Below are 24,324 nucleotides of genomic sequence, written 5' to 3'. Positions count from 1 at the left end.
GCTCCGACCTGCGCCGATCAGGCCTTGATCAGGTTCAGGTCCCGAAGCACCGCGACCTCGCTGGCCTGCTCGTCCAGGCGTGCCTTCACCGCGTCGCCGATCGAGACGACGCCGAGCAGTTCGCCGGCCGTGTCGCACACCGGGACATGGCGGTGACGGCGCAGCGTCATCATCCGCATCAGGTCCTTGACCGTCTCCGTCGGCAGGCAGGTCTTGACTTCCTTGGTCATCAGATCCTCGACCCGGAGGCCCAGCGCGGCGGCCCCACGATCCGCGATGGCGCGGACGATGTCGCGCTCCGACAGGATGCCGGCGAGCTTGCCGCGGCGGTCGCGCACGACGACGGCGCCGATGCGCTTCTCCGTCAGGAGCTTCGATGCCGACTCCAGCGTCTCCGAAGGCAGGATGGAGACGATGGTGCGGCCTTTTGCATTCAGGAGATCGGAAACGGTGGTCATATCTTCCCCATGTGGTTGGCGGCGCGGGTGAACTGACCGCTGCACCTGGAATTATTGGGCCCGGTGCATTCAGTGTCGCATCCTTCGCATTCACCGGAAATGCGAGGCAGTAACCTGGGCTAATCCGATATGCCGGCCGAAAATGGGGCACCCACTGGGGCCTGTCACGTGTTAACCCATTGGGTGATTCTATCATCGCGGCGAGATGGACGGCAATTAACTTCTCACAATGCCGGTTTCTTTTATAACTAAATTTCTACTCCAGGGGCGCGGCATGCCCTTGGTTCCTGACGGACGGGCCCCCACAGCGGCCGGGGCGTCTCAGCGCCAGCCCACCTGCCGGACAAGGTCGATCGAAATTGGCGCAGCTTATGGAAGAGACTCGCATCCGGGACGCGCGTGGTGATAATCATGCCCTGGCCGCCTATGGAGATCCGCGATGCTGACCAATCCCTTCATGCCCGATCCGATCCAGGACCTGATGGTCTCGACCCTGCAGGAATTCCAGAAGATCCTGGGAAAGGGCGTCGCGGGAACGCCGATCCAGGTGGGCGACACGACGCTGGTCCCGATCTATGTCACGACCTTCGGGGTCGGCGCGGGGGGAGGGTCGGTCTTCGGCGAGGCTTGCGGGGGCGGCGGAGGCGGGGGCGTGGTTCCCTGCGCGATCATCGTCGTCCGCCCGGACGGGGTGAGCATCCAGCATCTCGACTCCCAGTTCGTGACGTCGGCGGCCAAGGCCCATTCCGACGTCGCGAACGAGTTGAGCAACGCCTACCGTCGGGACAAGTCGGCGGCCCAGGGGGCTGCCGCGGTCAAGCCGGCGATGGAGCCCGCACCGGCGGCTGTCCCGGCGCACGCCCCGGCGGCGTCGGGATCCAAGGCGGTCGCCGTAGCCGCGCTGGACTGAACGGCGGCGCTACTTCGCCGTGCCCGTGCCCGTCGCCGCGGTCTGGCCGAACATGATCTTCTTGGCTTCCTCGGTCATGGTCGGCTGGCTGTTGATCTCGGCGGCGCGTTCATAGGCGCGGACGACGGCCGGCCGCTCCCGGATGGCCTCGAACCAGCGCTTGAGGTTCGGGAAGTCGTCCAGGTTCTGCTGCTGGCGCTCGTAGGGGACGATCCACGGATAGGATGCCATGTCGGCGATGGAGTAGTCGCCCGCGACGAACTGCCGGTCGGCCAGCCGCCGGTCCAGCACGCCATAGAGACGGTTGGTCTCCTTGACGTAGCGCTCCATGGCGTAGGGGATGCGTTCCGGCGCGTACTGGACGAAATGGTGGTTCTGGCCCGCCATCGGTCCGAGCCCGCCCATCTGCCACATCAGCCACTGCAGCACTTCGGCCCGGCCCCTCGGGTCCTGGGGCAGGAATTTCCCGGTCTTCTCGGCCAGATAGATCAGGATAGCCCCGGACTCGAAGACGGAGATCGGTTCCCCGCCGCCGGCCGGATCGTTGTCAACGATCGCGGGGATGCGGTTGTTCGGGGCGATCTTCAGGAATTCCGGCTTGAACTGCTCGCCGGCGCTGATGTTGACCGGGATGATCCGGTAAGGGAGACCGGTCTCCTCCAGGAACATCGTGACCTTGTGGCCGTTGGGAGTCGTCCAGTAATGCAGATCGATCATGTCGATGGCCTTCCGAAGCTGAGGTGCGGCGCCTGTTATGGACTGATCGTTCCATAACATGTCCCGCCGCCCCCGGCAACCATCGACGGGACATTCCGTTCCGGGGCCGGCCAGCCGTCAGGCGGCAAGCTCTTTCTCGAACAGGCGTTCCACCTGCGCCCTGGTCTCGGCGTCGAACCGGAACTGGATGCGGACCAGTCCGTCATGCTCCTCGACGAGGCGCCCGGCGATCCGATGCCCGGCGAAGACCAGCGTCAAAGCCGTGCCGATCGGCCAGCTGCCATCGACCCGAACCGCGGCACCGCCGCTGGAGATGTCGACCATCCGCCCGGTGATCGACTGGCTCCCCATGATGACCGTGATCGGGGCGTCGTGCGGCCGCCGCTCGTAGGTGCGTCGTTCTCCGGCGCTGGCCATGGCCGACAGGAACTGGTCGACCTCGCCGCGCAGCGTCTCCGCCTGGAGCGACAGTTCGGAAGCGGCCGACAGGAGCTCCGTCGCCGCGGCCCTGGTGAAGTCGGTCGTATCCTTGACCATGCCGATGCTGCCGGACGCATGCAGGCTCTTGTCCGCCGCCTCCTTGACGTTGCGGCTGATCTCCGACGTCGAGGCGTCCTGCTCCGTCACGGCGGCGGCGATCATGCCGGAGCTTTCGTCGATGGCGCCGATCGTCCTGGAAATCTCGCCGATGAGGCCGGCGACGCCGTTGGCCGAATCGACGACCGCGTTGACCCTGGCGGTCACTTCCTCGGTCGCCTTGGAAGTCTGGGTCGCGAGGTTCTTGACCTCGCCCGCGACGACGGCGAAGCCTTTGCCCGCCTCGCCGGCACGGGCCGCCTCGATCGTCGCGTTGAGGGCCAGGAGATTGGTCTGCGAGGCGATGTCCTGGATGAACTGGACGATCTGCGTGACGCCGGCCGCGACGCTCGTCAGTTCCCGGGTGGTTGATTCGGCGCGCCCGGCCTGTTCGACCGCAGCCCGCGTCGTCAGCGTCGTGCGTTCGACCTGCACGCCGATCTCGCTGCTGGCCCCGGCCAGCTCGTCCGCCGCGGCCGAGACGAGCTCGGCGTTGCGCGCCGCGGCATCCGCGTTTTCCGCCGCCTGCAAGGCCTGCTCCGACGCCCGCTCCGCTTCCGCGTTCAGGGATCCCGCCGTTGCCTGCAACTGGGTCGCGGCGGCGGCCACCGCCCGGAGCTGCCCTGAAATGGCCGCCTGGAAATCATGGGTCAGGGCTTCCAGGGCATCCTGGCGCCGCGCCCTGTTCGCCTGCTGCCGGGCCTGTTCCGCCTCCAGTTCCCGGTTCCGTCGCGCGGCGTCGCGGAAGACCGCGGTGGCGGAAGCCATGGCGCCGACCTCGTCGCTCCGCCCGATGCCGGGAATTGCACAATCCAGGTCGCCCTCGGCGAGACGTTGCATCGCCTGCGTAAGTCCGAGCAGCGGCGCCAGGACACCGCGCCGGACGACCAGGAGGACGGCGAGTGCCGCCCCGCCGAACAGCAGCGCCGTGATCAGCAGGGTCCAGAACTGGGAGGATCGGAAACCACCGATGCGGGCGTCCAGCAACCGTTCCAGGTCGGACGAAGCGGCTTGGTAGAAGCTGTTCCATTTCGCGACCAGGGCTTCCACCGCCGCCGGCTCCGGCGCACCGCGCTCGATCGAGGCCAGCAGGGCCGTCAAGTCGCCGATCAGGGCGCTTGCGGGCCCGTCGAGCGCAGCCTTGACCGATCCGTCCGCGCTGCCGCTGTAGGCCGAGGCGAGCGATGACCCGAGGCCGTCGGTCACCGTCTTCAGTCCGCCCAGCTCGACATAGAAGGCGACCCGTTCCTCCGGGTCCAGCGTGCCGTCGGCGAAGGTCAGGCGGGCCAGCGTCACCATGGCGACGATCCGGTCGAGCGCCTCGGGCAGCTTCACCAGCATGAGATCCATGACATAGAAGGAGTCGAGGTCCGGATCGAGGATCAGGTTGCTCTTGTCGCCGACACGGGCGGTCAGCGCCCTCAATGCCGCCCGCGCCTCGTCGAGGCCGTTCCCGCCCGCCGCCGAGGACCGCACCGCCGCCACCGCGGCGCGGGTCAGTTCCACGCTTTCCATCCCCTCGCCGAAGCTCCGTTCGGCCGCCTCCAGCGCCGCGATGCTGCCGTCGGCCGGCTTGCCGCCCCGGAGGCTTGCAAGTGCCAAGTCCTTGTGAACGGCTGCGACTTCTCGCAACTGAAAGGTCCCGGTAAGCTCCTTCTCGCTGAACCGGATCGTCGTGTTCTGGTTACCGACGAGTGCCGCCAGCACGAAACCCACAGGCGCCAGGAACAGCAGCGCAGCGATCGCCAGCCGTTGGGCGATCCCGAGGGAATGGGACATCAGTCTCTCCAACAACCGCAAGTTAGTTACTCGAGATGGTTACCACGAATGTTGGATAAGATGAAGATCCCGTGACATAAATTTCCTGCATAACCTGTTGGGATTATTCCGCAGGCCAATAGTAGGGGCGGGAAGCGAGTTGCCTCGACCAGTCCCATGAGGCGGCGCCATTTCATTGCTCATGAAGTTTCGCTTTGTTGCCGATCGACTGACGTATGCAAGATGCCGGCGAACGGCCGGGCAACCGCATCGGCTCTGTCCACGTTCGTTTTCCGGACAAGCGATGCGACGCCCGGCGCCATGACAATCCCGGCGCCATGACAATCAGCGAGGAGACCGACATGCCGATCCGATCCATTCCCCTGGCAGCCATGGATGTGCCCGGCCTGGGGCAGGGTACTTGGGGAATGGGCGAGGATCGGCGTCATCGTGACCGCGAGGTCCGTTCCCTCCGACTGGGCCTGGATCTCGGCATGACCCTGATCGACACGGCGGAGATGTACGGGGATGGCGGGGCAGAGGAAGTCGTCGGCGAGGCCCTTGACGGGCGCCGGGACGAGTGTTTCCTGGTCAGCAAGGTCTATCCGCACAATGCCGGGCGGCGCAGTGCCGTCGAGGCCTGCGAACGGAGCCTGAAGCGTCTCCGCACGGATCGCATGGACCTGTACCTGCTGCACTGGCGCGGCGGAGTTCCCCTGGCCGAAACGGTCGAGACCTTCGAGCGGTTGAAGGAGCAGGGCAAGATCCGCGCCTGGGGCGTCAGCAACCTGGACCCCGACGACATGGCCGAACTGATGGAGGTGCCGGGCGGCGATGCCTGCGCCACCAACCAGGTTCTCTACAATCTTACCCGGCGCGGCATCGAATGGGACCTGCTCCCCTGGTGCGTCGAGCGTTCCATCCCGGTCATGGCCTACAGCCCCATCGAGCAGGGACGGATGCCGGCCAAGGGCGCGTTGCGGACGATCGCGGAGCGCCTGGGCGCCAGCATGTTCCAGGTGGCGCTCGCCTGGGTGCTTCGGCACGAGGGCGTCATCGCCATTCCGAAGGCCAGCGATCCGGACCATGTGAAGGCCAACCGCGCCGCCGCCGACCTGGTCCTGGGCGACGAAGACATGGCGGCGCTCGATCGGGCGTTCCCGCCGCCGACCGGCCCCCGGTCGCTGGAAATGCTCTGATCCTGCCGCTCCTCCCGCCGCCGGGAGCAGCGACCTCCGCGCCGGCCGGAACGACGCCGGACACGCCATGTCGGGTTTCGCCCACTCCCTCAACGCGAGCCACGCGGAGGGGCGGCGTCCCGCCGCCCGCGGTGCGCGGGACGCGCACCCTCCACATCTTGCATCTAACGCGAATTCGCACTAATGTTCATGAATTGTTTCCACCCGGCCAAGGCGCCCCAGCCATGCTCGACCATCAGCCCCCGACACAAGCCGCCTCCGCCCCGCCCGTGATCGTGCTGACGCCCCGCCAGGAAGCCTTCTGCCAGGCCATGGCCTGCAACGTCGGCGCGGCGGAGGCGGCGCGCCGGGCGGGCTACTCGCCCAAGGGCGCCAAGCAGCGCGGCGCCGTCCTGATGGGCCAGCCGGAGATCCAGGTCCGCGTGGCCCAGCTCCGCGCCGACCGCAGCGCCGGCCATCAATCCGACCTGGAGGAGGCGGCAGTCCTGGTCCGGACGATCATGGAGGAGGCCCTGGAGCGCAAGAGCCTCGGGCTGAGCCTGCGCGCGGTCGAACTGTGGCTGAAGCTGCGCGGCGTGGTCCAGGACAAGCGCATCCCGCACCATTTCCTCGGCGACCGGCCGCACCCCGACGCCGACCTGGAGAGCCTGGACTGCGACCCGGACGACGAAGCCCCCGCGGCGAAGGTCCCCCCGGCTCCCGACTCGGCAGGTAAGCGGGGCAGGAGGCGAAATAGTGACCTTTCCGCCCTTCCGATAGTGACCTCGGCCGCTTCCGCCGGGCTTTTCGCCTCCACCGCGCTGTCTTCTCCGGCATCGCCCTTTCAGGCGGCCGTTCCGCTCCCCCCGATGCGCGGAGTTGGGGCCATGGCTTGACGCATCGGTTCGGATGCCCCGGGCGGACCGACCTGATCGGGCACGGCTCTAGATCCCGGCGGGCCGGATCCGGTAATGGTACCGGTAGGCTTCCCGAAAACCCGCCGATTCGTAAAGGTTGAGCGCCCGTTCGTTGGACGCGACGACCTGCAGATAGGCGCCGTCGGCATTCCGGGCACGACCCCACGCTAGAAGGGCTCCGACCATCCGGCGGGCGAGGCCGCGGCGCCGGAACTCGGGCACCGTCACGATGTCGAAGAGGCCGACCATGCCGCGCTCCGCCACCGCCAGCCCGTAGCCTGCCGCCCGCCCGCCATCGAAGACGGTGGCGAAGGCGGTCGGCAGCAGGATGGAGCCCAGCATCCGGTCGTGGATGTCCCGCATCGCCGCGCTGATCCCGTTCGCCGCGGCGAAACCCTCGCTCCAGGAGGGATCGGGAAATTCGGTGATCGCCACCTCCGGATCGGCAGGTATCCTGTCGCCCAGGGATGCCGTCATCACCAGCGTCTCGTCGATCCGCCGGTAGCCGACCCGATGGAGGATGTCGTCAGGCTCGTCGCCGGCCAGGGGCGACAGGCGGAAGATCACCGGCAGGCGCCGGCGGGGATACAGGTCCTCGGCCAGGCCCAGCGTGTCCCGGAAGAGGCCTGCGGGCTGCAGCGCGTTGACGGAATTGGCCCGCTTGGTCAATCCTTGGGAGAATCGGAACAGCCAGCCGTCACACTGGACGGAGGCGAGCGCCGGCCAGGCGTTGAAGGCGCGCTCCTCGATGCCGCGCACCGCGGCGATCCCGTCATCCATTCCCGTCTCCGTCCTCCGCCGTCCCTGGTGAGACTATCCTCGACATCCGGCCGGAGACAAAACGGTTCCGGCGAGCGTTATCCCCTCAACCAGCACCCGTCAGGACCGAAAGGTAGCCAATCACATGTCCGACAGTTCAGCGCCGGAAAGCCGTCCGGCCACCGCTCCCCGGCTCCGGAGCCGCCATGCCCTGATCACCGGAGCCTCCCGGGGCATCGGGAGCGCCGTCGCCGTCCGCTATGCCGAAGAGGGCGCGGTCGTGGCGATCAATTATTCCGGGTCGGAGGATGCGGCCAACGAGACGCTGCGGCAGGCACGGGATGCCTCCACCCGGGCGGGCTTCAGCGAGGCCGCCGGCCGGCACCGGACCATCCAGGCCGATGTCGGAGACGAGCGGGCTGCCCTGGCGATGGTGGACGACGTGCTGGCCGACTGGGGACGCCTCGACATCCTGGTGAACAACGCGGGCGTCCAGTCGGAAGCCGAGAGCCACGACTACACCATGGAAGAGTTCCACAGGATCCTGAACATCAACCTGACCGGCGCCCTGGTGTGCTCGCAGGCGGCCATCAGGCACTTCCTGTCCCGGCCGGGCGGCGGGACCATCGTGAACTGCTCCAGCGTCCACCAGATGATCCCGAAGCCGGGCTTCATCGCCTATTCGATCTCCAAGGGAGGACTGGGCAACATGACCCGTACCCTGGCGCTCGAATATGCCGACCGCGGCATCCGGGTCAACGCGGTGGCCCCGGGCGCCATCCTGACCGACATCAACAACGCCTGGCGCAACGACGAGGAGGCCCGCGACAACGTCGAATCCCACATTCCCATGGGCCGTGCCGGCACGCCGGAGGAGATGGCCTCGGTCTTCGCGTTCCTCGCCTCGGACGAGGCGTCCTACATCACGGGCCAGACCATCTACGCCTGCGGCGGCCTGACGCTGTTCGGCGATTTCAAGCAGAACTGGGCTTCCTGAACGGAAGCCTCCTCATCGGGCACCGTTGCGGGCGGCAAGCGCGAGGCCGCTCGCGACCGACGTCAGCTCGCCGCCGGTCCTCAGCTTTCCCTCGCCGAACCGGTCGGCGAACAGCCTGCGGATCACCGGGATGAACGATGATCCCCCGGTCAGGAACACCCGGTCCACCCCGGCCGCCCCGACGCCGGTACGCGTCATCAGGTCGTCGACGCAGGCCGCGATGGCCTCGGTCTCCGGCCTCACCCAGTCCTCGAACTCGTCGCGGCGGATCGGCGTCTCGATGACCGTGCCGGGGAGGGCGAACCGGAACAGGGTCCGGGGCTCCGCCGACAGCGCCACCTTGGCCTGCTCCACGGCGCGGTGCAGATGGAAGCCCAAGCCCTCCTCGATCACGGTGATAAGGGCGCGGACCCGCTCCGGCTCCTCCGCCGTGCGCAGGATGTCGGCCAGCATGCGCCGGGTCTGGCCGGTGTTCAGGAACGACAGCAGATGCCAGCGGCGCATGTATTCGAAGGGCCAGACCGGCATCGGCAGCATCTGCCCGTCCATCGCCCGGTAGCGCGTTCCCCTGCCCAGGTGCGGCGTCACGCAGTGCTCGACGATCCGGCTGTCGAAGCTGTCGCCGGCGATCCCGACGCCGCCGACGCCCAGGATATCGCCGGCGCGGTCTTCCCCGGCCTCCGCGCGGGCACGGGCTTTCGGCCCGACCCGCAGCAGGCAGAAGTCGCTCGTGCCGCCGCCGAAATCGGCGATCAGCACCGTCTCGTCGCGGTCGAGGCCGCTCTCGTAATGATAGGCCGCGGCGACCGGCTCCAGCTCGAACCGGATCTCGGTCATGCCGGCCCGGCCGAAGGCGTCGCGCAGGCGCTCCAGCGCCAGGGCCTCGGCGTCCTCGCCGGCCTCGCCGACGAAATGCGCGGGACGCCCGACCACGACGGCGGAGGGCAGCGGGCCGGCCGAGGCTTCGGCCTTCGCCTTCAGGTCCTTCAGGATCAGCGACACCAGCGGCTCGATGCCGAACTGCTTGCCCAGGATGCTGGTACCGGTGAAGTCCTTCGCGGCCAGGTAGGACTTCACCGACTGGACGAACCGGCCCTCGCCGTCGCTGTCCAGATAGGCTTCGATCGCCTCCGGTCCCGCCCGGTGGACCAGGGTCGATCCCAGCCGATCCTCATGCTTCTCGAAGAACAGGACAGAGCGGAAGGTGTCGAAGGTCCGGCCGGCGGCCGCCAGCGGCACCAGCCGCGACGGACCGGACGCCTCCGCCACGGCGACCGCGCTGTTGGTGGTGCCGAAATCGATGCCGACGTAGGTCAACGGTCAAACCCTGCGGTGACGGGGAGGAAGCCCGCCGGCGGACCGGTCAGAAATAGCGCGCGAGATTGGCGCGGATCCGCTCCAGGACCGGCGTCGGTTCATCGGGAATGGGGAAATCCCGCCCGGTGATCCGCTTGAAGACGTCGGTATAGAGGGCGGCCGCCTGGAGCACAACCTCGTCCGGGATGGCCGGGATCGGGTCCTTGTACGGATCGCAGCGCGCGGTCACCCAGGTGCGGACGAAGTCCTTGTCGAAGTTCTCCGGCCTCTCGCCCCCCGCGACCCGCCGTGCATAGCTCTCGCCGAACCAGTAGCGGCTGCTGTCGGGGGTGTGGATCTCGTCCGCCAGGATGATCCGGCCGTCGGCATCGAACCCGAACTCGTACTTGGTATCGACCAGGATCAATCCCTGCCGCGCCGCGATCTCGCGCCCGCGGTCGAACAGCGCCAGCGCCAGCGCCGATACCTCGTCCCACTGTGCCCGGGTCAGCAGCCCGCGCCCCGTGATCTCCGCCGGGGTCAGCGGTTCGTCGTGGCCGGCGTCGAACGCCTTGGTGGTGGGGGTGATGATGGTGTCCGGCAGCTTCTGGTGCTCGGTCATGCCGTCCGGCAGGCGGATGCCGTACATCTCGCGCTGCCCTGCCTTGTACATCGACCAGACCGACGTGCTGGTCGTGCCGGTGAGATAGTCGCGGACGACGATCTCGACGGGCATGATATCCAGCCGGCGGCAGACGACGACGTTCGGATCGGGGTAGTCGATCACGTGGTTGGGGCAGACGTCGGCCGTCCGCTCGAACCAGAAGCGGGCGATCTGGGTCAGCGCCTCGCCCTTGAACGGCACGGCCGTCAGGATGCGGTCGAACGCGCTGAGCCGGTCGGTGGCGATGATGATGCGCCGTCCGTCGGGCAGGTCGTAGTTGTCGCGGACCTTGCCCCGGTAATGGCCGGGCAGTTCGGGGATCGTCGCGTCGCGCAGCACGTTGCCGAGATGCGCTTGGGAAATCTTGTTGGTCACCACAGGGCCCCGGTCGGGAAATGAGGCGCGCATGATAGCCCGGCGGGTTCGTTGCGCCTACCGCGCCGTTTGCAGCCCTGTTGCCCGTGGCATCGAAGGATCGGTTCCGCTACACCAATGCCCCGAAACAGGGAGACCCGACTTATGACCGACTGCTACTGCAAATCAGGCCGCGCCTTCGAAGAGTGCTGCGGTCCCTACCTTGCCGGCACGGCCGCGGCGCCGACCGCGGAAGCCCTGATGCGCTCGCGCTATTCCGCCTTCGCGACGGCCGACGTCGATTACCTGGAGAATTCGCTGCTGCCGGAGACCCGAGGCGATTTCAGCCGGGCCGACACCGAGCAGTGGGCCAAGGGCAGCGAGTGGACCGGGCTGGAAGTGCGCTCGACGACCGATGGCGGTACGGGCGACTCAGAAGGGTTCGTCGAGTTCGTGGCCCACTTCACCATGCAGGGCAAGCCGCACGTGCACCACGAGACCGGCCGTTTCGCCAGGCGCGACGACCGCTGGTACTATGTCGACGGCATCATGGGGCCGCGACCCCGTGTCGCGCCGAAGATCGGGCGGAACGACCCGTGCCCCTGCGGCAGCGGCAAGAAATACAAGAAGTGCCATGGAGCGGCGGCCTAGATGTTCAGGCGGTACAAGGTCCACTTCTCGCAGCCGACGCCGGCGCGATCGCGCGGGCGCCAGGAACGCGACGTAAACGTGGAAATTCTTAAGGAGTTTCTGTCAGCCAATGGCCTCGTGGGGGAACTCGACCGGGTTCTCCCGTCTTCGGCCTTCGGTATCCTGGAAGTGAGTTGCACGCCGCTGCTTGCCGAGCGGCTGAGCGACATGCCGGAGGTCGAGGTCGTCCTGGAAGCCTGAGAACAGGAGCACCACGCGTGACCGACAGCAGCGCCGTCCAACATTCCGGCAGCCCCGAAACGGTAGCCGATCCGGCATCCAAACTGCCTCTTTTCTACCGCAGGCCCGTTCCTCTCGACCGGAACCGCCACGGAGCGGCCCGCCTGCGCGCGCCGTCGGATCTCGGCTTCGCGGCCGAGGCCAACAGCCTGCCCGTGATGATCGAGGAGTTCGCCCTGTCGGCGCGCGATTACCCGATCCTGTTCACCGACGGCCCCGTCTGCATGCCGATCGTCCTGCTGGGGCTGCGCGATCGGCAGAACCTGTTCCTGCGCGAGCAGGACGGCCGGCCGGCGTGGCGGGCGGACACCTATGTGCCCGCCTATGTCAGGCGCTATCCGCTGGTGCTGATGGAGACCGGGAAGGCCGGCGAGTTCACCGTCTGCATCGACGAGGCGGCGGAATTCCCGGACGGCCCGCCGGTCTTCGAGGCGGGCGGCGAGCTTTCGAAGGCAGGCCAGGAGGCCATGGAGTTCTGTCGGGCCTACCAGAACCAGATCGCCGACACCCGGCAGTTCGCCGAGGCTCTCAAGGGCCATGACCTGCTGGACCGCTATACGGCGGAAATCAAGCTGAACGGCGGGGAGGTGTTCAACCTGACCGGTTTCCTCGCGATCAATCCCGGCAAGTTCGATGCCCTGCCGGACGACGTGTACCTGGACTTCCGCCGGAAGGGCTGGATCGGCCTGATCCATCTCCAGATCGCGTCTTCGCTGAACTGGCAGCGGCTCATGGCGCTGGCGTCGGGATACTGACGGTCCCGGGATCGGACGGCCGGCTCAGACCGCCGTCCGACTTCCCGCAGGTCAGCGCTGGGCGAAAGCCTTCTCGATGACGAAGGTGCCCGGCTTGTTGTTCGCGCCCATCTCGAAACCGAGCTCTTCCATGTACTGGGTCAGCTCGGAGGTCATGTGCGGATTGCCGCAGATCATGACGCGGTCGCCGGCGGGATCCAACGGCGTCAGGCCGAGGTCCTTGTAAACCTTGCCGGAGCGCAGGAGGTCGGTGATGCGGCCCTCGTTGCGGAACGGCTCGCGGGTCACGGTCGGGTAGTAGACCAGCTTCTCGGTGGCCAGCTCGCCGATATATTCGTTCTCGCGAAGGGCATCCAACGCCGCCTCCCCGCATTCCAGCTCCGCCTTGTGCCGCACCGTATGGGTGAGGACGACCCGGTCGAACCGGTCGTAGACGGTCGGGTCCTTGGCGATCGACAGGAAGGGCGCCAGGCCGGTGCCGGTGGACAGCAGCCACAGCGTCTTGCCCGGCAGCAAGTTGTGCAGCAGCAGGGTCCCGGTGGCCTTGCGGTTGATCAGGATGGTGTCGCCCGGCTTGACGTGCTGCAGGCGGCTGGTCAGGGGGCCGTTGGGAACCTTGATCGACAGGAACTCCAACTGCTCCTCGTAGGGGGAGCTGACCACGCTGTAGGCGCGCAGCAGCGGACGCCCATCGACTTCGAGTCCCATCATGGCGAACTCGCCGCTGTCGAAGCGGAAGCCGGGATCGCGCGTGGTTTTCAGGCTGAACAGGCTGTCGGTCCAGTGGTGGACCTCAAGGACCGTCTCTCTCAGAATATTGGACATCGCGTCTTATCTGGCTGTCACCGGGTTAGCCGTCATATATGTACAAACGCAGCGCACCGCACAACAATATTTTCCGCGGCAGGGCGCCGCAGATGGTACCGGTATGACATGGCTGGTATGTAATTAGACCTCTGCAAGAGGCACGCGCTTGGCAAGATAGGCTCAGCAGCCGGGCGCGCCATGCCCGACAACAGTCGTACGTCCAATGAACGCCGGCTTCGCGGTCCCGCCGGGTTGTTATGCAACGTCGTTCCGCTCAGGGTGAAGCTGGAAGGCAGTTGCGCGATCAAGATGGATGGTGGTTCGTTGAGACACGACTTGGCGGTGGAAATCGACTTCCTGCCGGCCGGCCGCATGCCCGGTCTGGAAACCGCCTGGACGGATCTGGAGTCGCGGGCCGACGGCTCGTTCTTCCTGTCGTGGTACTGGATCGGTTGCTGGCTGGATCATCTGCCGGACTGGGCCAGGCCACACGTGCTCGTGGCGAGGCGCGCCGGGCAGGTGGTCGGCCTGGCGATCCTGTGCAGGCGCACGGTCTGGCGCTACGGCGTGGTCCGGACACCATCCTGGCTGCTCCACGAGACCGGCGACCGCGGAATAGACAACCTGACCATCGAGTACAACGGGATCCTCGCGGACCGGTCCTGCGCCGACGAGGTGACGTCGGCCTGCCTGCTCTGGATGGCGCGCAACCTTCCAGGATGCGACGAGCTGGTGCTGGCGGGGCTGGATCAGCGGACGGAGCGGTCCGTGCGCGCCCTGGCGGACCGGCTCGGATACCGGCTCCAGGTGCGGCGCGCGGACTCGGCCAAGTGGGTCGATCTCGACGCCGTGCGCGGGCAGGGCGGGAACTATCGCGCCGGCCTCGGCAAGAGCACCCGCGCGGGCGTCAACCGGGCCATCCGTCTGTACGAGGCGCGCGGCGGCGTCGATTTCCAGGCGGCCTCCGACGAGCGGCAGGCGCTGGCCTTCTTCGACGGGCTCGAAACCCTGCACCGCCGGGTATGGGCGGCGCGTGGGAAGACCGACGCCTTCAGCAATCCCGTGTTCCGCCCGTTCCATCGCGAACTGATCCGGCGCGGCATAGGCTCCGGCGTCGTGCGGCTGTGCCGCGCCGCGGCCGGCGGGACGGATTTCGGCTATCTCTACAATTTCGTCTGGCGCGGCACGGTGCTGAACTACCAGAGCGGGTTCGCCTACGAATCCGACAACAGGATGAAGCCAGGTCTCGTTAGCCATGTCCTCGCCGTGGAGGACGCCCTGGCCCGCGGCGAGGCCGCGTACGATTTCATGGCCGGGTCGTCGGGCCACAAGGCCCATCTGTCCAACGAACAGTCACCCATGACCTGGGTTTCCATCGGTCCCGACCGGCTGGCCCGGAAGGTCGAGGCCGGTCTCGCCCGGGTCGACGGGTCGCTCAGACAGTTGCGCCGTCGGCTGCTGAAGCCGAAGGCGGCGCCAAGCGGTTCATGACCGCTCCACCGAACCGCTACGCCCGGCCGCGTAGGGCGTGATAGACCCGGCGGATCGGTCCCCTCAGGGGCTCCGGCACCCGGGACAGGCGGGCGGCCAGGCCGGCCTTCCGGGTCTTCGCCATCGCTGCCCGGTAATCATAGGGAACGCGGCGCAGCTGGACGGTCCGGGCGGCGGGATCGATCAGCATGAAGCTGGCGCGACGGTCCGAAGTCCTCGGCTGGCCGACGGTCCCGGGGTTGACGAGGTAGTACGAACCGTCCCGGATGGCCACGCCGTCATCCTGGTGGGCAGTCATCGCACCGTCCCGCATCTCGAAGATCCCGATGCGGTGGGTGTGCCCGAAGGTGCAGATCCCGGCGCGGGACGGGTGTCTCTCGAGCGCCTCGAAGCTCAGCGCGCGCTTGTCGTCGGTGTCCAGCCGGACAAGTTCGCAGCCGGTTTCGGGATGAAGCGCACCATGGACGGCCACGATGCCGGGGCCGTCCTCCCCGGCCAGATCGAGCTTCAGGGGGAGGCGCCGCAGCCAGTCCACGTCGCCGGGGCCGAGCTGGGTCCTGGTCCACTCGACCGCCCGGGCGGCGAGCGGGTTGAAGCCTTCGGTCGTGATCTGCCCGGTCACCGCACGGTCGTGGTTCCCGGCGACGCAGACGGCGCCGGCCTCCCTCAGCAGGTCGATGCACCCGGCAGGATCGGCATTGTAGCCGACGATGTCGCCGAGGCAGAGGATACGCCCGACCCGCTCGGCCCGGATCGCATCGAGCGTCGCGTCGAGGGCTTCCAGGTTGGCATGGATGTCTGAGATGACCGCGATCATCGCCAGCGTGCCGGCAGTACGCGCGACACATGCTTTCGCAGGAACGGCATGGGATCCCTCAGGGTGATCGACTTGGCCTCGCACCGGATCATCCAGGCCCACCACTCCGCCATGGACACTCCGCTCTCCCGGGCCGCCAGCTTGTCCCGGGTGATGTTGCACCAGGAGGCGCCCGCCCGGGCGCGGGGCACCGGGGAACGGCGTAGGCCCAGCAGGTCGCCATAGACCAGGGCAGGGAGGTTGACACCGGCGACCGCCCCGACATAGTGCCACAGGTTGAAACGGGGATTGACCTCCAGCAGGTGCAGCGTGCCGTCCGGCGCGCGCTTGAAGTCGAACTTGGCGACCCCGGTCAGTGCCAGCTTGTCGACCATCTCCCGTCCCAGCGTCCTGACGTCGGCCTCGTCGGTTATGGTCAGGGCCGTGCTGTGCCCGAGGGCTTCGGGATAGGTCCTGATCTTGCGCCCGGTATACTCGCCGACCACGCTGCCGGCACCGTCGACATAGCAGTGGTAGCTCTCGATCCGGGTTTCCGGACCCGGGATCATCTCCTGGGCGAGCAGGTCCATTCCGCCGGCGATCAGGTCGGGCCACAGCGCCTGGAGTTCACCCGGGCTCTCGACCCGAAGCGCCTTGCCGGCGCCCCCGATGGCGCCCCACGCGACGTAGCGGGTCAGCGGCTTGACGATGATCGGGAAGCGCAGGTCGATGTCCGACGGACCCGTGTCCGGCGCTCCGACCGAAAAGTCGATCCGCCGGGTACGCGGAACCGGCAGCTGCAGGCGCTCCGCAAGCACCTGGAACCGGGCCTTGTCCACCAGATCCTCGACCAGTTCCGCCTCCGGCACGACGAACCTGAAGGACTTGGCCAGCCTGTCGCGGTGCCTCGACACCATCAGCAGCTGGGCATCCTGCTGATAGTAGAGGACGGGCGGTTCGGGCTGGCGGGATGCGAAATCGACCAGGAGGTCGATCAGTTCGGCGTGGCGGTTCTCGAAATCGTCCCAGAAGACGGCCTGCCGCGTGTAGCGCGAATGGAGGGCGGGGTCGCCGGGCTGCGTTACCAGGGCGCAGCCGATGCCGCCCATCCCCAGGGCGCGCACCATGTTCATGTCGCCCATCACGCAGGCCAGGGCCCGCTTGTCCTGTTTCTCACTCATGCAACTTCACTCATTCCGGAAAGGAGTCCCTCATGCATTGGCCGCGACGGCGAAGACGAGCAGGGTCGAGATCGCGTTGAAGCATCCGTGCAGCAGGATGCAGGGAAGCAGCGAACCGCTCCGCTCGTAGACCCAGGCTAGCACCAGGCCGACCAGGAACGTTCCGGGCAATAGGATCAGGCTTCCGTGCAACATGGCGAACACCATGGCGCTCACCAGGGCCGACAGAAGGGGGCCGGCATGGCGGCGGAGCCAGCCATAGAGTACCGCCCTCAGGGCAAGCTCCTCGGCGAAGGGAGCGAGCAGCGAGGTCGCCAGCAGAATGCCGACCATGGCGGTCCAGTCGCCCGGGTCGGGCATGATCAGGGCGATCTGCGGATTGTCGAACGGCTCACCCAAGGCCAGCGAAATGAGGACGTTGGTCAGGATGACCGCGACCTGGACCAGCAGGGCCAGGGGAACGACCCTGCGGTACCACCGTCCGCCGGGGGAGACGAATCCCAGTGCGTGCCGGGGCGTGCGCCGCCAGACGACCGCGATCAGCCAGATGATCGCCACCAGGGCCACGTTCTGGCCGATCAGGAACGAAATCACCAGGCCGCTGGTGATCTCCCGGGGGGTCAGGAACAGCCGGAGGGCCAGCAGCGCGCCTACGGCGAGAGCCACGATGATCACCAGGTCCGCCAGCCGCAAGGGCAGGTCGGCCCAGGGATGGCGGACCGGCGGATCGAAGCCGGGTCCCGTCGGTCCGGTCGCGGTCATGGGGCTGCCCGGTCCGGCAGGCCGGATATCGTCAATTGTTCCGCATCCTGCTGCGGGCTGGGTCCGCTACGGCTGTCGTCGTGGAAAATGTCGGCTCGGGCATTCGTCGCATCGCCTCGGCATGATGCCTGCCCAACGGTCGAACGGATTTCTTTGTTCCGGGCCGACCCGTCTCCCCATAGCTGCCAGTGGCAAAAAATCATTTTCATCATTCATAAATATTGAAAACATCATTTTAAAGCGTTACTTTCGCGGATCCCGAAGGCGAACGCCATGCGCAGAATGAGGACGCCATGACCCCCGACCAGCAGCAGACGATCCGAGACAGCATAGACCGCCGGCACAGGGCCCAGACCGAGTTTCTGGCCGAACTGGTCAAGGTGCCGTCGGACAATCCGCCGGGCGACTGCGTTGCCCACGCCGAGCGTGCCGCCGAATTGCTGGAGGGGATGGGCTTCGCCGTCGAGAGGCATGCCGTGCCCGAGGCGACGGTCAAGGCGAACGGCATGATCAGCGCCACGAACCTCGTGATCCGCCGGAAGTTCGGGCCGGGGCCGGTGGTGGCGTTGAATGCCCATGGCGACGTGGTGCCGCCGGGCGAAGGCTGGTCGACCGACCCCTATGGCGCCGAAGTCCGCGATGGCGTCATGTACGGGCGAGGGGTCGCCGTCTCGAAGTCGGACTTTGCGACCTACGCCTTCGCCTTGAAGGCCCTGGAGGAAAGCGGCCTGCCGCTGGGCGGCACCGTCGAGCTGCACCTGACCTATGACGAGGAGGCCGGGGGGCTGATCGGTCCTGGCTGGCTGCTGGAGCAGGGGATCAGCAAGCCGGATTTCGCGATCAGCGCCGGTTTCTCCTACAACGTCGTCGTCGCGCACAACGGTTGCCTGCACCTGGAAGTGCGGGTCGAAGGCAGGTCGGCCCATGCCGCCCGGCCGGATACCGGAGTGGATGCCCTGCGGGCCGCCAACCGCCTGCTGACCGCGCTCTATGCCCTCAACGACGATTTCGGGAGCATCAGCTCCGAGGTGGAGGGCATCGATCACCCGACCCTGGTGGTCGGGCTGATCAACGGCGGCATCAATACCAACGTCGTGCCCGACGTGGTGACGCTGCGGATAGACCGCCGCATGATCCCGGAGGAGAACCCGGAGCAGGTGGAAGCCGACATGCGCGCCTTCATCGAGACGACCTGTGCCGAAACGCCCGGCATCCGGGTCGCTATTCGCCGGATCCTCCTCGCCCGGCCGCTCACTCCGCTGCCGGGCCACGAGAAGCTGGCGGCGCTGATCCAGCGCCACGCGCGCGAGATCATCGGCGAGGAGATCCCTGCGAACGGCGTGCCGCTCTACACCGATGCCCGGCTGTACAGCGCGGCAGGCATTCCGACCGTGCTTTACGGCGCGGGACCGCGCTCACTGCTGGATGCCAACGGGCATCGGGCGGACGAGAAGCTGGTCCTGGAAGACCTGCGGAAGGCGACGCAGGTGATCGCCCTGACCCTGGCCGACCTGCTTGCCGCCTGACCCGGGCGGGCGGAGCCTCGCGCGGCTCCGCCCGCCATCGTCACTTCCGCCACAGCTTGGTCAGCCAAGGCCGCCGCGCGTCCTCCAGCTCGGCGCGCAGGCGCCTGAGCGTGGATTCCAGCCGTTCGACCTCGATCTGGTGGCGGTCGGCATCCGCCACCCTCTGATCGTTCGCTTCATCCAGGCGCTGGGTGAGGCTTCCGACCTCCTGGCGCAGGCGGTCGATCTCGGCCCGCAGCCGGTCGCGCTCGATGGTCTCTCCCGTCTGCTGGGCGATGGAAGTCGCGGCGATCGACGCGGCGGAACCGCCGGCCTTGGCTTTACGGATAGCTATGGTCGCCTCCCCTACCTGCGGATGCTGAACACCTCAACGTTCCGTTGGGTTCAACCTATCCCGCGCGGACTGCCCGCTTCAACATCCATCAGCGTCAGAGAAGCGGACCGTCGCGCTGGTACCTGTAATAGGCGGCGAGCCCGATCGGCACGGCCAACGCCAGCGCGCCTGCCACCGCCATTCCAAGTTCCGGCAACCACGGCGGAGCGCCGACACCGACCTCGCGGCGGGGACGCTCGATCAGGCGCAGGATGGAGTCAGCCACCTGTTCCGGCGGCTTCGCCGGGGAATAATCCGGCCTCCGGCTTCGCGGATTTAAGGACCGGAAGGTTACCGCGCGGTCGATCCCTGCCGGACCCCTGGCCGTTCCGGTGTTCCGGACCCATAATAGGAGGGTCCGTCGGTTCCGGCCCTTCCCGGTGTACCGGGTTCATGCATTCACGAGGCGCATTTGAGCAACAGCCAGTCCAACCCAACGCCGTCTATCCTGGTCGTCGAGGACGAACTTCTGGTCGCGATGGTGGTCGAGAACATCCTGGAGGACCTGGGAGCCGGTCTCGTCGGCCCGGCCACCTCGGTCGGGCAGGCGATCGAATTGGTCGAGGCCGGCGGCTTCGGCGGTGCGCTCCTAGACGTCAGCCTGGGAGGGGAACGGATCGATGCCGTCGCGGACGCCCTCGCCGACCGGGGGATCCCTTTCATCTTCACCACGGGCCATGGCGCCGATGCGCTGCCGGATGCCCACCGTGACCGCCCCATTCTCACCAAGCCGTTCAGCGACGAAGACCTCGCCGAGGCTTTGAGGCGGCACGTCCTCGACCGGTGACGTCAGCTCAATCCCGTGACCGGCACGGCGGCCCCGTGGACGGCCCGGGCGGCGTCGGACGCCAGGAACAGGATGACGGCGGCAAGATCGGCGGGAGCGACCCAGCGGGAAGGGTCTGCCTTAGGCATGTCCGCCCGGTTCTCGGGCGTGTCGATGATGGTGGGAAGGACGCAATTGACGTTGATGCCCCGCTCGCGAAGTTCAGCCGCCATCGCCTCGGTCAGCCGGATCACCGCGCCCTTGGCCGCGGAGTATGCGCCCATCCCGGCCGCTCCCTGAAGGGCCGCCCTGGCTCCCACATTGACGATCCTGCCGCCCCCTGCGGTCAGCATGTGCGGCACGACTGCTCCGGCGGTATGGATCAGCGAGCGCGCGTTGACATCCATCAGGAAGTCCCATGTGGCGTCGCCGGTTTCGTGGACCGGATCGCCCATGCGGAATCCGCCCGCGATGTTGCACAGGACGTCGATGCGGCCGAACCGGTCGACGACCTGCCGGACGGAGCCCTCGACGGCCTTCCGGTCCAGCAGGTCGACCGCGATGGTCATGCGGGTGTCGCTCGCATCCGAGAAGACCTTGTCGAGCATGCCCCGGTTATGGTCGAGCAGAGCCAGGCGGGCACCGCGCTCGGCGAAGGCGACGGCGACGGCCCGGCCCAGGTTTCCCGCTGCTCCCGTAATGACGACGGTGCGGTTCTCGAAGTCCATCATCGCCCCTCGCAATCCTCTGCTGCACGTATCAAGCCACCCGCCGCCGGCCCGCGTGGTAGATGCCGGTCCCCCTGTGCAGGAGTCCGTCGCCCGGATCGATCGTTCCAGGCTCCAGTTCCGGCAATGCCGCCACCCGCCGGTAGATCGGCCCGAAATCGATCTCGGCCAGGGCCAGCAGTTCGTCGAAGCTTTCGATTACGAAGTAGGTTTCCTGGAAATCGTCGATCCGGTAAAGCGTCCGCATGACTCGCTCCAGGTCGAATCGGATGCGGTTGGGCGAGGGATCTTCTAGCGCGAAGATGGTTTCGGTGTAGGACGAGGCGATCCCCGAGCCGTAGATCCGGAGCCCGTCCCCGCTCCCGATCAGGCCGAACTCCACGGTGTACCAGTAGACCCGTGCCAGATGGGCGAGAACGCCCAGGCTCCGAGCCCGCAGGCCGCCCTTGCCGTAGGCTTCCATGTAGTCGGCGAAAACCGGATGGACCAGCATCGGCACATGGCCGAAGACGTCGTGGAAGACGTCGGGTTCCTCCAGATAGTCGAGCTGGTCGGGCCTGCGGATGAACTGCCCGGCCGGGAAACGCCGGTTTGCCAGATGGTCGAAGAAGACCTCGTCGGGGACCAGCCCCGGAACCGCCACGACGCTCCAGCCGGTCCGCTTCTCCAGCACCTCGCTCAGGCGGCGGAAGTCGGGAATGCGGTCTCCATCCATCGCGAGGTCGCGCATGCCCTGGACGAACTCGTCGCAGGCCCTGCCGGGCAGCAGCTTGCTCTGGCGTTCATACAGGGTCTTCCAGACGGCGTGCTCCTCGGCGCTGTACGACTCCCATTCCTGGTCGATGGTCCAGTTCCCGCTGACCGGGGGCTTGGCATCACCGGCCGCCGCCCCGTGCTTCGTCGACTCCATCGTTTCCTCCCCTGTTCGACGGTGGATACAGGATAGTCCGATGTCCGGGTCCCTGGACGCCCGGCTCAGCCGAAAAAAGATCGGTCATGATCATATTGTGCCTGCCAAGGGCTATAGGCAGGGGGGAGCCGCCTGAAAGAGGTCGCGGAAGGATGGGGATGCGGGGGCGCTACTTCGCATCGCCTGTGCCGCGATGCTTCGCCGTCTTCCCGGCGACGTCGGGCGGCTGTCCGGAATACTGCCTGCCCTCGCGCGTGTCTGTGCGCTTCTTCGCGGTGGTGCGCCGGTACTCTTCCTGGCTCAAGGCGTCGCGCGCCTCCTTCGGGAGGTAGCGCTCCCCCGTCTCGGTGCTCTTGCCGCCCGACCGCGTTCCCCAGTCCTCCTCGGTCCACTGGCGAAGGCTGTTGTCCTTCTTCTTGCCGCCCTCGTAGCCGCCGCCGCGGCGCTTGTACTCCTGAACGGCGAACTGGGCCTTGCGGGCCGACCACTGGCCGGCGTGCCCGCCTTTCTCCCCGGCGGTCACCTCCTGCTTCACCTTTTCCCAAAGCTCGGGGTCGGTCCGTTTCGCAGTGCTCGCCATGCCTTCATCCCATCGTGATCGCACCGGCGCGATCGCGTGTCCCTCGGGATCACGCCTCCTCGACGCTGCAATCAAGTCTAAGGCTGCCGGCCGTGTTGGCCACTGCCGAAAGGCAGATTTCAGCCCGGGCCGGCGGAATGGCGACCGCGAACCGCGTGATGTAGCGGTCCCCGCCGGACCCTGGGACCGTCTGCGCCTCGAGCCGGACGATGTTCGCGCCGTACTCCCGGAAGACCTCCGCCAGACGGGCGATCAGCCCCAGCTGGTCGCCGCCGCTCAGTTCGATGACGTGGGTCACGAGCGTTTCCGGACCCGGCGTCGCCTCATACTCGTAGTCGGTCACCTCCACCCTGGCTTCCGCCAGTTCGGGAAGGGCGCTCAGCTCGCGTTCCAGTTCGGCGGTCCCGAGGTCGCCCGGAAGCTCGCAGACGGCGCTGAACTCTGCGCCCTGGCCCATCGCCGCGAAAGTCGTGTCCCGCAGGTTGATGCCGAGGTCGTAGAGGCGGCCGGCGATGGCGGAGACCAAGCCGACCCGGTCGGCTGCGAGTATCGAGACCAGCGCGAGCAGTGGCTTTGCTGAGGGCATCTGAAACTCCCGTTTGGTATTCTTCGTGTTTCTTCGGAATGAACCTATAGGTGCCCTGACGGTTGCGTCAAACGGCCGGATCGGAGCCTTCGCTCCAAGATCGGAGATGCTGCACCGCAGCATCGGCCGTATACTGGTTAACGCCCCGTTTTCACTGCGTCATTTGTTTCATCCCTCCTTTCAATGCTGCCATGCAGCATATGCGTTGGCGAGGGGGTCGGGGCAAACATACCTTACTAAGCATCGGGCCGACCAAGAGCCACGCCCAGCCGGGGAGGGAAAGCGCGCCACAGGGATGCGGCTTGCAATCTACTCCTGGCCATCGCGGGGCTCGATCGACCTCGCCGGCGCCAGTCAACGTCGGAGATCGAGTTATGAACCTCTTCAAGCATATCGGCCAGATCTGGAGCCAGTATCGCGCGTTCCGTTCCACCTATTCGGAACTGTCGCAGCTCTCCGATGCCGAGCTCAAGGACATGGGTCTCTATCGCGGCGACATCGTGCGGATCGCCTACGACGCGGCCGAATCCAGCCTGACGCCCGCCAAGCCTGCCAACAGGCAGGGTAGATCGAATGCCGCCGACACCTTCGGCGTGCTGCGGGAAAGCCACTGAGGCCTGGCGTCCGCAAGCCATATCCAAAAAGAGCAAGTTACGGAAATCCGGGAGAGAGGCGCCGTCCGCCCAGTGAAAAGGAACGGCACTATGTCGAGCATGAACGTCACTCAGCACACCCACGTCGGGTTCTTCCACGCTGCCCGCCGGATGCTGGCGAATACCGTCGCCGGATGGCTCCACCGGGCCGAAGCACGCCTGGAGCAGCGTCGCCTGCAGGCCGAACTGGACTCGCTCTCCCGCCGCGATCGCCAGGATATCGATGTCACCAGCGGCAATCTTTCCTGGGCTGCCGCCGCGCTGGAAGGCCGTCATGGCCTCCGTGTCCAGACCGGCGGCCTGAACAGCGTCGGGGCACTGCGGGGCAATATCGGCAACTGAAGGGCTGGAACGTCCGGCCGCCGAGTCGACCCGACCCGATCCGAAAAAGCATTCGAACCGAAGAGTCGAAGCAGGGAGAGAAGCGCTACCCGTACTGTTTTCCTTGGGAGCGACCTATGACCGCCTACACCACCAATTCCGACGAGATGATCCAGCCGACCATTTCCGGCTTTCTCGGCTCCAGTCCCGAAACCGCTAAGCGGCCCGAGGATCGAAGCATCTTCGCACGGGTTTCCTCGTTCCTGTACCGGTACTGGAGCGTTTACCAGACAAGGGCCCAGCTCGACCGCCTCAGCGACCGTGCCTTGAGCGACATCGGCATCGACCGTGACGGCATCCCGTCGGTCGTGCGCCGGCAGCATGGAGGCACCCTGGTACGCCACTCCGATCTCAACAAACTGCTCAACATGACCGACGAAGACCTGGCGGACATCGGCGTCTGCCGTGGCGATCTCGAAGACTTCCAGGCTGGCCGCATCAAGTATGTCCGCCGCCGGCTGGCCGCCTGAGGAGGCACGGCATGACCGGCTTCCCGGTGGGGACGGCCATCCTGC

The 24,324-nt window shown here is 67.0% G+C and carries 28 protein-coding genes; 13 read left to right on the top strand and 15 right to left on the bottom strand.

What is annotated here, in order from left to right:
- Positions 1-17: 17 nt before the first annotated feature.
- On the bottom strand, positions 18-458 hold the full coding sequence (locus IGS68_RS13055; protein ID WP_201080614.1) for a CBS domain-containing protein: 441 nt from the start codon (positions 456-458) through the stop codon (positions 18-20).
- A 439-nt stretch (positions 459-897) separates the two neighbouring features.
- Here IGS68_RS13055 and IGS68_RS13050 point away from each other — a divergent pair, with 439 nt between their 5' ends.
- Entirely contained in the window at positions 898-1,368 is a 471-nt protein-coding gene (locus tag IGS68_RS13050) for a GerW family sporulation protein (protein WP_201080613.1), read from the top strand.
- 9 nt (positions 1,369-1,377) lie between these two features.
- Here IGS68_RS13050 and IGS68_RS13045 read toward each other — a convergent pair whose 3' ends face one another.
- The gene (locus tag IGS68_RS13045) at positions 1,378-2,085 is read right to left on the bottom strand and encodes a glutathione binding-like protein (protein ID WP_201080611.1); all 708 of its coding nucleotides are present in this window, start codon (positions 2,083-2,085) and stop codon (positions 1,378-1,380) included.
- Between the two features lie 117 nt (positions 2,086-2,202).
- Positions 2,203-4,440 carry a methyl-accepting chemotaxis protein gene (locus IGS68_RS13040; protein WP_201080609.1) on the bottom strand — a complete coding sequence of 746 codons (2,238 nt, stop codon included), beginning with the start codon at positions 4,438-4,440 and terminating at the stop codon, positions 2,203-2,205.
- 341 nt (positions 4,441-4,781) lie between these two features.
- On the opposite strand from IGS68_RS13040, the gene IGS68_RS13035 reads away from it, so the two are divergent.
- Together IGS68_RS13035 and IGS68_RS13030 are read left to right on the top strand one after the other, a co-directional pair.
- Complete coding sequence (locus IGS68_RS13035) at positions 4,782-5,618, top strand: aldo/keto reductase (RefSeq protein WP_201080607.1); 837 nt, start codon at positions 4,782-4,784, stop codon at positions 5,616-5,618.
- Between the two features lie 224 nt (positions 5,619-5,842).
- Complete coding sequence (locus IGS68_RS13030; protein ID WP_201080605.1) at positions 5,843-6,493, top strand: terminase small subunit; 651 nt, start codon at positions 5,843-5,845, stop codon at positions 6,491-6,493.
- Positions 6,494-6,541: 48 nt separating this feature from the next.
- On the opposite strand, the gene IGS68_RS13025 is transcribed toward IGS68_RS13030, so the two are convergent.
- A complete protein-coding gene (locus IGS68_RS13025; protein ID WP_201080603.1) occupies positions 6,542-7,294 on the bottom strand; it encodes a GNAT family N-acetyltransferase in 753 nt (250 codons plus the stop codon).
- A gap of 124 nt (positions 7,295-7,418) precedes the next feature.
- On the opposite strand from IGS68_RS13025, the gene IGS68_RS13020 reads away from it, so the two are divergent.
- Positions 7,419-8,270: a glucose 1-dehydrogenase gene (locus IGS68_RS13020; protein WP_201080601.1), complete on the top strand. Its 852-nt coding sequence runs from the start codon at positions 7,419-7,421 to the stop codon at positions 8,268-8,270.
- A 12-nt stretch (positions 8,271-8,282) separates the two neighbouring features.
- Here the strand turns inward: IGS68_RS13020 and IGS68_RS13015 are convergent, their stop codons facing one another.
- A complete protein-coding gene (locus tag IGS68_RS13015; protein WP_247881309.1) occupies positions 8,283-9,587 on the bottom strand; it encodes an Hsp70 family protein in 1,305 nt (434 codons plus the stop codon).
- A 46-nt stretch (positions 9,588-9,633) separates the two neighbouring features.
- Complete coding sequence (locus IGS68_RS13010; RefSeq protein ID WP_247881308.1) at positions 9,634-10,605, bottom strand: phosphoribosylaminoimidazolesuccinocarboxamide synthase; 972 nt, start codon at positions 10,603-10,605, stop codon at positions 9,634-9,636.
- Positions 10,606-10,749: 144 nt separating this feature from the next.
- Between IGS68_RS13010 and IGS68_RS13005 the strand changes: the two genes are divergently transcribed.
- From IGS68_RS13005 to IGS68_RS12995, 3 genes are read left to right on the top strand one after another with little or no spacing between them, the layout of a single operon-like run.
- Positions 10,750-11,235, top strand: a complete 486-nt coding sequence (locus IGS68_RS13005) for a YchJ family protein (RefSeq protein ID WP_201080597.1) — start codon at positions 10,750-10,752, stop codon at positions 11,233-11,235.
- Positions 11,236-11,475: a hypothetical protein gene (locus IGS68_RS13000; protein ID WP_201080595.1), complete on the top strand. Its 240-nt coding sequence runs from the start codon at positions 11,236-11,238 to the stop codon at positions 11,473-11,475.
- A 17-nt stretch (positions 11,476-11,492) separates the two neighbouring features.
- Positions 11,493-12,269, top strand: a complete 777-nt coding sequence (locus IGS68_RS12995; RefSeq protein WP_201080593.1) for a SapC family protein — start codon at positions 11,493-11,495, stop codon at positions 12,267-12,269.
- Between the two features lie 51 nt (positions 12,270-12,320).
- Here the strand turns inward: IGS68_RS12995 and IGS68_RS12990 are convergent, their stop codons facing one another.
- Positions 12,321-13,094, bottom strand: a complete 774-nt coding sequence (locus IGS68_RS12990; RefSeq protein WP_201080591.1) for a ferredoxin--NADP reductase — start codon at positions 13,092-13,094, stop codon at positions 12,321-12,323.
- A gap of 306 nt (positions 13,095-13,400) precedes the next feature.
- Between IGS68_RS12990 and IGS68_RS12985 the strand changes: the two genes are divergently transcribed.
- A complete protein-coding gene (locus IGS68_RS12985) occupies positions 13,401-14,567 on the top strand; it encodes a GNAT family N-acetyltransferase (protein WP_247881307.1) in 1,167 nt (388 codons plus the stop codon).
- Positions 14,568-14,583: 16 nt separating this feature from the next.
- On the opposite strand, the gene IGS68_RS12980 is transcribed toward IGS68_RS12985, so the two are convergent.
- Genes IGS68_RS12980 through IGS68_RS12970 form a run of 3 tightly spaced genes read right to left on the bottom strand, consistent with a single transcriptional unit; the run spans position 14,584 to position 17,306 of the window.
- The gene (locus IGS68_RS12980; RefSeq protein ID WP_201080588.1) at positions 14,584-15,384 is read right to left on the bottom strand and encodes a metallophosphoesterase family protein; all 801 of its coding nucleotides are present in this window, start codon (positions 15,382-15,384) and stop codon (positions 14,584-14,586) included.
- Entirely contained in the window at positions 15,381-16,544 is a 1,164-nt protein-coding gene (locus IGS68_RS12975) for a carboxylate--amine ligase (RefSeq protein WP_201080587.1), read from the bottom strand. Before IGS68_RS12975 ends, IGS68_RS12980 begins: the two co-directional genes overlap by 4 nt.
- A 30-nt stretch (positions 16,545-16,574) precedes the next feature.
- The gene (locus tag IGS68_RS12970; RefSeq protein ID WP_201080586.1) at positions 16,575-17,306 is read right to left on the bottom strand and encodes a CPBP family intramembrane glutamic endopeptidase; all 732 of its coding nucleotides are present in this window, start codon (positions 17,304-17,306) and stop codon (positions 16,575-16,577) included.
- A gap of 293 nt (positions 17,307-17,599) precedes the next feature.
- On the opposite strand from IGS68_RS12970, the gene IGS68_RS12965 reads away from it, so the two are divergent.
- Positions 17,600-18,832, top strand: a complete 1,233-nt coding sequence (locus IGS68_RS12965) for an ArgE/DapE family deacylase (RefSeq protein WP_201080585.1) — start codon at positions 17,600-17,602, stop codon at positions 18,830-18,832.
- A gap of 428 nt (positions 18,833-19,260) precedes the next feature.
- Here the strand turns inward: IGS68_RS12965 and IGS68_RS12960 are convergent, their stop codons facing one another.
- Complete coding sequence (locus tag IGS68_RS12960) at positions 19,261-19,431, bottom strand: hypothetical protein (protein WP_201080584.1); 171 nt, start codon at positions 19,429-19,431, stop codon at positions 19,261-19,263.
- Positions 19,432-19,617: 186 nt separating this feature from the next.
- Between IGS68_RS12960 and IGS68_RS12955 the strand changes: the two genes are divergently transcribed.
- Positions 19,618-19,992: a response regulator gene (locus IGS68_RS12955; RefSeq protein WP_247881306.1), complete on the top strand. Its 375-nt coding sequence runs from the start codon at positions 19,618-19,620 to the stop codon at positions 19,990-19,992.
- Between the two features lie 2 nt (positions 19,993-19,994).
- Here IGS68_RS12955 and IGS68_RS12950 read toward each other — a convergent pair whose 3' ends face one another.
- The 4 genes from IGS68_RS12950 to IGS68_RS12935 all read right to left on the bottom strand — a co-directional run bounded on the left by IGS68_RS12950 (position 19,995) and on the right by IGS68_RS12935 (position 22,775).
- The gene (locus IGS68_RS12950) at positions 19,995-20,702 is read right to left on the bottom strand and encodes an SDR family NAD(P)-dependent oxidoreductase (RefSeq protein ID WP_201080583.1); all 708 of its coding nucleotides are present in this window, start codon (positions 20,700-20,702) and stop codon (positions 19,995-19,997) included.
- A 28-nt stretch (positions 20,703-20,730) separates the two neighbouring features.
- Complete coding sequence (gene phhA, locus IGS68_RS12945) at positions 20,731-21,609, bottom strand: phenylalanine 4-monooxygenase (protein ID WP_201080582.1); 879 nt, start codon at positions 21,607-21,609, stop codon at positions 20,731-20,733.
- Positions 21,610-21,778: 169 nt separating this feature from the next.
- A complete protein-coding gene (locus IGS68_RS12940; RefSeq protein WP_201080581.1) occupies positions 21,779-22,189 on the bottom strand; it encodes a DUF5872 domain-containing protein in 411 nt (136 codons plus the stop codon).
- Between the two features lie 49 nt (positions 22,190-22,238).
- Positions 22,239-22,775 (bottom strand): glycine cleavage system transcriptional repressor, encoded by a 537-nt coding sequence (locus IGS68_RS12935; RefSeq protein WP_201080580.1) that lies wholly within the window; start codon positions 22,773-22,775, stop codon positions 22,239-22,241.
- Positions 22,776-23,149: 374 nt separating this feature from the next.
- Here IGS68_RS12935 and IGS68_RS12930 point away from each other — a divergent pair, with 374 nt between their 5' ends.
- The 3 genes from IGS68_RS12930 (at position 23,150) to IGS68_RS12920 (ending at position 24,279) form a co-directional block, all read left to right on the top strand.
- Entirely contained in the window at positions 23,150-23,389 is a 240-nt protein-coding gene (locus IGS68_RS12930; protein ID WP_201080579.1) for a DUF1127 domain-containing protein, read from the top strand.
- Between the two features lie 90 nt (positions 23,390-23,479).
- The gene (locus IGS68_RS12925) at positions 23,480-23,770 is read left to right on the top strand and encodes a hypothetical protein (protein WP_201080578.1); all 291 of its coding nucleotides are present in this window, start codon (positions 23,480-23,482) and stop codon (positions 23,768-23,770) included.
- Positions 23,771-23,886: 116 nt separating this feature from the next.
- Positions 23,887-24,279 carry a DUF1127 domain-containing protein gene (locus IGS68_RS12920; protein ID WP_201080577.1) on the top strand — a complete coding sequence of 131 codons (393 nt, stop codon included), beginning with the start codon at positions 23,887-23,889 and terminating at the stop codon, positions 24,277-24,279.
- The last annotated feature ends 45 nt before the right edge of the window (positions 24,280-24,324 follow it).

The organism is Skermanella sp. TT6, assembly GCF_016653635.2.
Taxonomy (GTDB): domain Bacteria; phylum Pseudomonadota; class Alphaproteobacteria; order Azospirillales; family Azospirillaceae; genus Skermanella; species Skermanella cutis.
This window is presented reverse-complemented; position numbering and strand designations above follow the sequence as displayed.